Origin of the sequence: Enterobacter sp. 50588862, assembly GCF_001462935.1 — a bacterium.
Lineage (GTDB): Bacteria > Pseudomonadota > Gammaproteobacteria > Enterobacterales > Enterobacteriaceae > Enterobacter > Enterobacter bugandensis.
In genome coordinates, this window is record NZ_LNHM01000025.1 from 203,933 (window position 1) to 213,155 (window position 9,223).

Annotated in this window: 8 protein-coding genes and 1 rRNA gene; 5 read left to right on the plus strand and 4 right to left on the minus strand. The window is 55.2% G+C overall.

The window, feature by feature from the left end:
- Positions 1-39: 39 nt before the first annotated feature.
- Positions 40-1,140, minus strand: a complete 1,101-nt coding sequence (locus APT89_RS12655; RefSeq protein WP_041908658.1) for a tRNA/rRNA methyltransferase — start codon at positions 1,138-1,140, stop codon at positions 40-42.
- 204 nt (positions 1,141-1,344) lie between these two features.
- Here APT89_RS12655 and trxC point away from each other — a divergent pair, with 204 nt between their 5' ends.
- From trxC to APT89_RS12680, 5 genes are all read left to right on the plus strand, one after another.
- The gene (gene trxC, locus APT89_RS12660; protein ID WP_028014108.1) at positions 1,345-1,764 is read left to right on the plus strand and encodes a thioredoxin TrxC; all 420 of its coding nucleotides are present in this window, start codon (positions 1,345-1,347) and stop codon (positions 1,762-1,764) included.
- Between the two features lie 69 nt (positions 1,765-1,833).
- Positions 1,834-2,532 carry a tRNA-uridine aminocarboxypropyltransferase gene (gene tapT / locus APT89_RS12665; protein WP_041908656.1) on the plus strand — a complete coding sequence of 233 codons (699 nt, stop codon included), beginning with the start codon at positions 1,834-1,836 and terminating at the stop codon, positions 2,530-2,532.
- A 35-nt stretch (positions 2,533-2,567) separates the two neighbouring features.
- Positions 2,568-5,231 carry a bifunctional acetate--CoA ligase family protein/GNAT family N-acetyltransferase gene (locus tag APT89_RS12670; protein ID WP_060572551.1) on the plus strand — a complete coding sequence of 888 codons (2,664 nt, stop codon included), beginning with the start codon at positions 2,568-2,570 and terminating at the stop codon, positions 5,229-5,231.
- Positions 5,232-5,341: 110 nt separating this feature from the next.
- On the plus strand, positions 5,342-6,697 hold the full coding sequence (gene pssA / locus APT89_RS12675; RefSeq protein WP_023331103.1) for a CDP-diacylglycerol--serine O-phosphatidyltransferase: 1,356 nt from the start codon (positions 5,342-5,344) through the stop codon (positions 6,695-6,697).
- A gap of 45 nt (positions 6,698-6,742) precedes the next feature.
- A complete protein-coding gene (locus APT89_RS12680; protein ID WP_045260160.1) occupies positions 6,743-7,066 on the plus strand; it encodes a YfiM family lipoprotein in 324 nt (107 codons plus the stop codon).
- Here the strand turns inward: APT89_RS12680 and APT89_RS12685 are convergent.
- The 3 genes from APT89_RS12685 to rrf all read right to left on the minus strand — a co-directional run bounded on the left by APT89_RS12685 (position 7,063) and on the right by rrf (position 9,217).
- Positions 7,063-8,370 carry an MFS transporter gene (locus APT89_RS12685; RefSeq protein ID WP_060572553.1) on the minus strand — a complete coding sequence of 436 codons (1,308 nt, stop codon included), beginning with the start codon at positions 8,368-8,370 and terminating at the stop codon, positions 7,063-7,065. The genes APT89_RS12680 and APT89_RS12685 overlap by 4 nt on opposite strands.
- Positions 8,371-8,521: 151 nt before the next feature.
- Positions 8,522-8,974: a DUF4385 domain-containing protein gene (locus APT89_RS12690; protein WP_041908646.1), complete on the minus strand. Its 453-nt coding sequence runs from the start codon at positions 8,972-8,974 to the stop codon at positions 8,522-8,524.
- 127 nt (positions 8,975-9,101) lie between these two features.
- Positions 9,102-9,217: ribosomal RNA gene (gene rrf / locus APT89_RS12695) — 5S ribosomal RNA — on the minus strand.
- Between the last annotated feature and the right edge of the window lie 6 nt (positions 9,218-9,223).

The following is a 9,223-nucleotide window of genomic DNA, read 5'->3' on the forward strand; positions in this document are numbered from 1 at the left end:
GGTTTGAATGTACCGGGTCAGGCCCGGCACATAAGAGGCTTATGCCTTATTCTGACGCCACCACTCGGCCAGCAGCACGCCGGTCGCAACGGATACGTTCAGACTTTCCACATTGCCCGTCCCGTCGATGGAGACGCTCAGATCCGAACTGGAGAGCGCCGCATCAGACAGACCATCACGTTCCTGACCCAACACCAGCACCATCTTGCGCGGCAGCGTCGCTTTAAACAGCGGCGTACCGGCATGGCTGGATGTGGTCACGATGGAATAGCCCGCTTTACGGAACTGCTCGAGGGCATCCAGAACGCTGTCGCCGGTGATCGGCTGTACGTGCTCGGCTCCGCCTTCCGCAGTACGGATCGCGGCGCCGGATTCCAGCAGCGCGGCATCCTGCAGCAGCACGCCCTTCACGCCAAAATGCGCGCAGCTGCGCATCATTGCGCCCAGGTTGTGCGGGTTGCCCACGTCTTCCAGCGCCAGCACGCAGTCATCGGCATCTGCCTGGCTGACCCACTGCTGAACTGTCGTGCCGTTACGTTTTTTAATCAGGAAGCAGACGCCGCCGTGGTGCTCGGTACCGGACGCTTTTGTCAGTTCAGCATCATCAACCACATGGTAGGCTTTGCGGTTCGCCGCCATCCAGCGCAGCGCTTCTTTAAAGCGCGGGGTCACGCTCTGGATAAACCAGGCACGGACGATACACTCAGGACGGCTCTGGAACAGCGCCTGGCAGGCGTTCTCGCCATATACGCGGGTCTCTTCCGCGCGCTGACGACGCAGCACTTCCGGGTCGATAAAGCTTTTACCGCTGATACCGCCGTGATCGGCTTTTTCCGGCGTCTCATCGCCAGGGGCGCGAGAAACGGTGCGCCACGGAGAGGCGTTATCACGTGAGAAGTCATCACGCGGACGGTCATCGCGCTTGCGATCGTCACGCTTGCGGTCATCACGTTTGCGGTCATCACCGCGGTTATTTCTGTCATCGCGGGCGGGGCGACGGCCACCGTCTGCACGAGAGGACGCTGGACGCCCGCCACCTTTTCCGGTACGCGGATTTTGGGTGCGTTTATCAGAGTCATCATCACTGCGGACATACATCACTTTGACCTTGCCGCTTTTGTTTTTCATTTCGTCGTTCATGCTTTTCTCCACCAGCGCTGCGCGAAGCGCGCAGATTACCCGATGTGCCAGCGCATAGCCATAATTTCGTACAAAAGCCTGTGACTATTGTTCCCATTGAATAAAACGCATTGTCGTTTCATACAGGCTCACTGATAATATGTAACATATCAGAAACATTATCGGCGTTCTGCCGCTGTCCCACGGCTCTATCAGAGGTTAGTTATGAATACCGTATGTGCCAACTGTCAGGCTTTAAACCGCATTCCGGACGATCGGATGGATGACGGTGCGAAATGCGGACGTTGTGGCCATGAATTGTTTGATGGCGATGTCATTAACGCGACGGGTGCTACGCTGGACAAACTCCTCAAGGACGATCTCCCGGTGGTGGTCGATTTCTGGGCGCCATGGTGCGGTCCGTGCCGCAGCTTCGCGCCAATCTTCGAAGATGTGGCCGAAGAGCGCAGCGGAAAAATGCGGTTCGTTAAGGTTAATACCGAGGCCGAACGCGAGCTAAGCGCACGTTTTCGTATTCGCAGTATCCCGACCATCATGATTTTCAAAAATGGTGAAGTGATCGATATGCTCAACGGTGCGGTTCCAAAAGCACCTTTTGATAGCTGGTTAAACGAATCGCTGTAACATTCCCGGGGCACACCTTGTGCCCCGTTCCCGCCTCTGCGAAAATAGGGTTTTTCCTCCATTTCGCCCATGACTGATAACGCTGTCCTTAAATTACGCGCCGAACGCCTTGCGCGCGCGACTCGCCCCTTTCTTGCTCGTGGCAATCGCATACGTCGCTGTCAGCGCTGCCTGCTGCCGCTGAAGGTGTGTCTGTGCGAGACGCTGGCCCCAAGTACTGCGGAGAGCCGCTTTTGTCTGGTCATGTTCGATACCGAGCCGATGAAGCCCAGTAATACGGGGCGTCTTATTGCCGATATTCTGCCGGATACCGCCGCGTTTCAGTGGTCGCGCACTGAGCCACCTCAGGCTCTGCTCGACCAGGTGGCAAGCCCGGACTACCAGCCGATGGTGGTTTTCCCGGCATCTTATGCGGGAGAACAGCGTCAGGTCCTTACCGCGCCGCCATCTGGCAAACCACCGCTGTTTATTATGCTGGACGGTACCTGGACCGAAGCGCGGAAAATGTTTCGCAAAAGCCCTTACCTCGACGCTCTGCCGGTTATTTCTGTCGATCTTTCCCGCGTCTCGGCCTACCGCCTGCGCGAAGCGCATGCTGACGGGCAATACTGCACTGCCGAAGTCGCCATTGCGCTACTGGATTTAGCAGGAGATACCGCTGCAGCTGGCGCCCTGAGCAACCATTTCTCATGCTTCCGGGAGCGCTATCTGGCGGGAAAAACCGTTCATAAGGGCAGCATCACAGCAACGGAGACAGAAAGCGTTTAAAATCATCAGGTCGCTTGCATTCACAGGAGGCCTGCATGAGCCAGAGAGGGTTAGAAGCGCTACTCCGTCCTAAATCCATTGCCGTCATCGGCGCATCAATGAAACCGGATCGTGCAGGCTATCTGATGATGCGCAACCTGCTGGCCGGAGGATTTAACGGTCCCGTTATGCCCGTCACGCCGTCTTATAAGGCCGTTCAGGGCGTGCTTGCCTGGCCGGACGTGGAGAGCCTGCCTTTCGTACCGGATCTCGCCGTTCTGTGTACAAACGCCAAACGCAATCCGGAACTGCTGGAGTCACTCGGCAAGAAAGGATGTAAAACCTGCATTATTCTCTCGTCTCCGCCTGAACAGCAGCCCGAACTGCTGGCCTGTGCCAGCCGCTATCAGATGCGCATTCTCGGGCCGAACAGCCTGGGTCTGCTCGCGCCCTGGCAGGGGCTGAACGCCAGCTTCTCCCCGGTGCCGATCCGTAAAGGCAAGCTGGCGTTTATCTCGCAGTCGGCTGCGGTCTCAAACACCATCCTTGACTGGGCGCAGCAGCGTGAAATGGGATTCTCCTACTTCATTGCTCTGGGCGACAGCCTGGATATTGACGTTGACGAACTGCTGGATTTCCTGGCGCGAGACAGCAAAACCAGCGCAATCCTCCTTTATCTTGAGCACCTGAGCGACGCCCGTCGTTTTGTTTCCGCTTCGCGTAGCGCATCGCGCAATAAACCGATCCTCGTTATCAAAAGCGGTCGCAGCCCTGCGGCACAGCGTCTGCTGCAGTCTCATTCCGGTATGGATCCGGCCTGGGATGCTGCCATTCAGCGCGCGGGGTTGCTGCGGGTGCAGGATACACACGAGCTTTTTTCCGCCGTTGAGACGTTGAGCCACATGCGTCCGCTGCGCGGCGAGAAGTTAATGATTGTCAGCAATGGCGCGGCCCCTGCCGCGCTGGCGCTGGATGAGCTTTGGCTGCGTAACGGCAAGCTGGCCACGCTGGGTGAAGAGACGCTGCAACGCCTCAGAGAGGCGCTTCCGGCAAGCGTGACGCCCGGCAATCCGCTTGATTTGCGCGATGATGCCAGCAGCGATCGCTATATCAGGGCAATCTCCATTTTGCTGGACAGCCAGGATTTCGATGCGCTGATGATTATCCACTCCCCCAGCGCGGCCGCGCCGGGCAGTGAAAGCGCGCGGGCGCTGATTGAGGCGGTACGAAATCATCCGCGCGGCAAATATGTCACCCTGCTGACCAACTGGTGCGGTGAGTTTTCCTCTCAGGAGGCGCGACGCTTGTTCAGTGAAGCCGGACTGCCAACCTACCGCACGCCGGAAGGCACCATCACGGCATTTATGCATATGGTGGAATATCGCCGCAACCAGAAACAGCTGCGTGAGACACCTGCCTTGCCCGGAAACCTGACGGCGAACACCGTCGACGTTCATCGGCTGTTACAGCAGGCCATTGAAGAAGGCGCGACCTCGCTTGATACGCATGAAGTGCAGCCCATACTGGGCAGCTACGGGATGCAAACTCTGCCAACCTGGATCGCCAGCGACAGCGCTGAGGCCGTACATATAGCCGAACAGATTGGCTACCCGGTCGCCCTTAAGCTTCGTTCCCCCGATATCCCGCATAAGTCTGACGTTCAGGGGGTCATGTTGTACCTGCGTACGGCAACGGAGGTGCAGCAGGCAGCCGATGCCATTTTCGATCGCGTCAAAATGGCCTGGCCGCAGGCCCGGATCCACGGACTGCTGGTGCAAAGCATGGCTCACCGCGCGGGCGCCCAGGAACTGCGGGTGGTGGTTGAACACGATCCTGTCTTCGGCCCGCTCATTATGTTGGGGGAAGGCGGCGTTGAGTGGCGTCCAGAGGAACAGGCCGCGGTGGCGCTACCGCCGCTGAACATGAATCTGGCGCGCTATCTGATCATTCAGGCGATTAAAAGCAAAAAGATCCGTGGCCGCAGCGCCCTGCGTCCGCTCGATATTGCCGGGTTGAGTCAATTCCTGGTGCAGGTGTCTAACCTGGTTGTAGATTGTGCGGAGATCCAGCGGCTGGATATCCATCCGCTGCTCGCCTCCGGCACTGAGTTTACGGCGCTGGACGTAACGCTGGATATCGCGCCATTTGAAGGGGACAGAGAGAGCCGCCTGGCGATCCGTCCGTATCCTCTGCAGCTGGAGGAGTGGGTCGAGATGAAGAATGGGGAACGCGCCCTGTTCCGCCCTATTCTGCCGGAAGATGAACCGCAGCTGCGTGCCTTTATTTCTCAGGTTACGAAAGAAGATCTCTATTATCGCTACTTTAGCGAAATCAACGAATTTACCCACGATGATTTAGCCAATATGACCCAGATCGACTACGATCGAGAGATGGCGTTTGTCGCCGTTCGACGTTCCGATCGGGGCGATGAGATCCTCGGCGTGACGCGCGCAATTTCCGATCCGGATAACATTGACGCGGAATTTGCTGTGCTGGTGCGCTCCGATCTTAAAGGCCTGGGTCTGGGCAGACGACTGCTGGAAAAACTCATCAGTTATACGCGAGATCACGGATTGTTACGCCTGAATAGCATTACTATGCCGAACAATCGCGGTATGGTGACCCTGGCGCGAAAACTCGGATTTGACGTTGATATTCAGCTGGACGAAGGTATTGTCGCCTTATCCCTCGGCCTGACACCAGCAGACAAACCCGAGTAAGCTACTGGAAATGTTACCCACTTTGGACGGGACTGGTGGTATCATTGTCCGCTTATGTTGTTTGCATGGTACAGACAACCCTTCAATGAACAGAGAAGAAACGCACTGTGATGTTGTCAAAATTTAAGCGTAATAAACATCAACAACACCTTGCTCAACTACCGAAGATTTCTCAGTCAGTTGATGATGTAGAGTTCTTTTACGCTCCCGCTCATTTTCGGGAGACGCTTCTGGAAAAGATTGCCAGTGCCACGCGACGCATTTGCATTGTGGCCCTGTATCTTGAACAAGATGAAGGCGGGCGTGCGATCCTGAACGCGCTCTATGAAGCCAAACGTCAGCGTCCGGAACTGGATGTTCGCGTGCTGGTTGACTGGCATCGCGCCCAGCGTGGCCGTATTGGCGCGGCCGCTTCAAACACCAATGCAGACTGGTATTGCCGCACGGCGCAGGAAAATCCTGGCGTCGATGTACCTGTTTATGGCGTCCCGGTGAATACCCGCGAAGCGCTCGGCGTCCTTCATTTTAAAGGATTCATCATCGATGACAGCGTGCTTTACAGCGGCGCAAGCCTCAATGATGTCTATCTTCATCAGCTCGATAAATATCGCTATGACCGCTACCATCTGATCCGTAATCCTCAGATGGCCGATATCATGTTTAACTGGGTTGATAAAAACCTGGTACATGGCCGTGGCGTTAATCGCCTTGACGATCCCGAGCGCCCTAAGAGCCCGGAAATCAAAAACGATGTTCGCGCCTTCCGCCAGGAGCTCCGCGATGCTGTTTACCATTTTCAGGGCGACGCAAACAACGAAGAGTTATCCGTTACTCCGCTGGTTGGGCTTGGCAAATCAAGCCTGCTGAATAAAACGATCTTCCATCTGATGCCGTGCGCGGAGCAAAAGCTCACCATCTGCACGCCGTACTTTAACCTTCCTGCCGTACTGGTGCGTAATATCATTCAGCTGCTGCGCGATGGTAAAAAAGTGGAAATTATCGTCGGGGATAAAACGGCGAACGACTTCTTCATTCCTGAAGATCAGCCGTTCAAAATCATCGGTGCGCTGCCTTATCTTTATGAAATTAACCTGCGCCGCTTCCTGAGCCGTTTACAGTATTACGTAAACACTGACCAGTTGGTTGTGCGTCTGTGGAAAGATGAAGACAACAGTTACCATCTGAAAGGTATGTGGGTCGACGATGAGTGGATGCTGCTGACCGGTAATAACCTGAACCCGCGCGCGTGGAGACTGGATCTGGAAAACGCGATCCTGATCCATGACCCGCAGCATGAGTTAGCCGCACAGCGTGAGCGTGAACTGGAGTTGATTCGCACGCACACCACGGTGGTTAATCATTACCGCGAGCTGCAGAGCATTGCCGATTATCCGGTGAAAGTTCGCAAGCTGATTCGCCGCTTGCGTCGTATCCGTATTGACCGACTTATCAGCCGAATTCTGTAATGTCCAGGCCCTGTTACCCGCAGGGCTTTTTTATGGAGCCCGTTGATGCGTATTCCTCTGTTACTGAGCGCTTTCTTTCTGACTGGCTGCAGTCATATGGCCAATGATAGCTGGTCCGGTCAGGACAAAGCACAACACTTCCTCGCTTCCGCTATGCTGTCTGCAGCCGGTAATGAGTACGCGCAGCATCAGGGATACAGCCGGGACCGTAGCGCGGCGATAGGGTTGATGTTCTCAGTGGGCCTTGGGGCATCAAAAGAACTATGGGATAGCCGCCCCGCAGGGAGCGGCTGGAGCTGGAAAGATTTCGCCTGGGATGTAGCCGGCGCAACAACCGGCTACGCCGTCTGGCAGATGGCACATTATTAAAGGCGGATACCTTTTCCTTTGCGATGCAGCATCAGCGAGACAATAAACGCCAGCGCTCCCATTACGGTGACATACCAGAAGAAGGTCGTTTCACTGCCCCACGACTTAAGCGATAGCGCGACATACTCCGCCGAACCGCCAAACAGGGCATTCGCGACCGCATAAGAGAGGCCAACACCCAGCGCCCTCACCTGTGCGGGAAACATTTCCGCTTTCAAAATGCCGCTGATTGCCGTGTAAAAACTGATAATAATGAGTGCCACCATGATCAGCGCGAAAGCGGCATACGGCGACGTTGTCTGCTGTAGCGCAGTCAAAAGCGGAACGGTACCCAGGGTGAGCATGCCGCCAAAGATCAGCATGGAGGTGCGGCGACCTATTTTGTCCGACAGCGCGCCGACAATCGGCTGGATAAGCATAAAGACGAGTAACGCCACCGTCATAACGACGCTCGCAACGTTTGCATGCATGCCCGTGGTGTTAACCAGATATTTTTGCATGTAGGTGGTAAAGGTATAGAAACTTAGCGAGCCCGCGGCGGTAAAACCTAACACCATCAAAAATGCTTTGCGGTTTCGCCAGAGCCCCTTCATCGAGCCCGCCTCTTTCAGCGCCCTGACCTCCTGTTGAGAGGTTTCATCAAGCTGACGGCGTAGCCACAGGGCGACAACCGCCAGGGCAGCGCCCATAGCAAACGGGATGCGCCAGCCCCAGGCGTGCAAATCTTCATCGCTAAGGATTTGTTGCAGGATCACCACAACCAGTAACGCCAGCAGCTGTCCGCCAATGAGGGTCACATACTGGAATGATGCATAGAAACCTTTTCGGCCTTCAACCGCCACTTCGCTCATGTATGTCGCACTGGTGCCGTATTCCCCACCGACCGACAGCCCCTGGAACAGACGTGCCAGCAGCAGCAACGCGGGTGCCCATGTTCCGATAGTGTCATATCCGGGCAGGCAGGCAATCACCAGCGAGCCGACGCACATCATGCATACGGAGATGAGCATGGAGGTCTTGCGCCCTTTTCTGTCTGCGATCCTGCCGAACAGCCATCCACCGATAGGGCGCATCAGGAACCCGGCGGCAAAAACGCCTGCGGTTTGCAGAAGCTGAGTGGTGGTATTCCCGGACGGGAAAAAGATATGCGCAAAGTAGAGTGAACAGAATGAATAGACGTAAAAGTCAAACCACTCTACGAGGTTCCCCGAGGAGGCCCCAACGATTGCCCAAACCCGACGACGGCTATCCTTACCTGCCAAATTGGTGTTATCCGTATCTGCACTGGCTACGGTTTCTGTCATTTTAAAATCCCCTGTCTCACATTGCGGGCCATTGCCCACAAACAGTAAAACCGGATTTAAAACGAATCGTTAGGTAAATAAAATGTTTCTAATATGTTTCATTACGTTTTGTGAACTCGATCAGGTCTCGAATTATTAGCGGACGTAGTAATTATCCCCACTTCTGCTGATGCGCCTTTTTTCGCTGCAAATAATCTTCATCTGCACGAATTTTATCCCACCACTTTTTGAAGACCGCGGCGGCTTCGGCCTTTACGGGATCGCAATCCAGCGGTTTTACCTGGCGCTTCTCATCGTACTTTTTACCGCCTTTATGATTGGCGTATCGCCTGGCGCGCGTATAGCCCATCTGAATGAATTTACGCGCCATATCCATACCCACAAAGTCGTTTTGCTGACGATATTCTTCAAACAGGGCGTAAATTTCTTTTGCCGATCGCGCTGCCACTTCAGCATCTTTGTATCGCCAGTGCGGAAGGATCTCGCTTTTGTAGGGTTCCACCATGAGCACACCCTGCTCTCCCCGCCCCACCTGATACAGCTCTGCATGGTCACGGAAATTAATGTTGGCAAAATCTTTTTGGTAATCAAAGGGACGTGTCAAAGCGGCACCATTGTTAAAATCGTTTTAACAATTGTAGGCACGGTCAGGCGGTGCCGCCACCCGGTATTTTCCGGCGCACAAAGCAAAAAACCCCGCACCTTACGGTACGGGGTTCTTCTTGATTGATGCCTGGCAGTTCCCTACTCTCACATGGGGAGACCCCACACTACCATCGGCGCTACGGCGTTTCACTTCTGAGTTCGGCATGGGGTCAGGTGGGACCACCGCGCTAAAGCCGCCAGGCAAATT

What these genes read in the sequence shown, in the direction of transcription:
- APT89_RS12680 (WP_045260160.1), top strand. Translation starts at nt 6,743, where the DNA reads ATGCGTATTCCTCTGTTACTGAGCGCTTTCTTTCTGACTGGCTGCAGT.
- trxC (WP_028014108.1), top strand. Translation starts at nt 1,345, where the DNA reads ATGAATACCGTATGTGCCAACTGTCAGGCTTTAAACCGCATTCCGGAC.
- pssA (WP_023331103.1), top strand. Translation starts at nt 5,342, where the DNA reads ATGTTGTCAAAATTTAAGCGTAATAAACATCAACAACACCTTGCTCAA.
- APT89_RS12685 (WP_060572553.1), bottom strand. Translation starts at nt 8,370, where the DNA reads ATGACAGAAACCGTAGCCAGTGCAGATACGGATAACACCAATTTGGCA.
- APT89_RS12655 (WP_041908658.1), bottom strand. Translation starts at nt 1,140, where the DNA reads ATGAACGACGAAATGAAAAACAAAAGCGGCAAGGTCAAAGTGATGTAT.
- APT89_RS12670 (WP_060572551.1), top strand. Translation starts at nt 2,568, where the DNA reads ATGAGCCAGAGAGGGTTAGAAGCGCTACTCCGTCCTAAATCCATTGCC.
- tapT (WP_041908656.1), top strand. Translation starts at nt 1,834, where the DNA reads ATGACTGATAACGCTGTCCTTAAATTACGCGCCGAACGCCTTGCGCGC.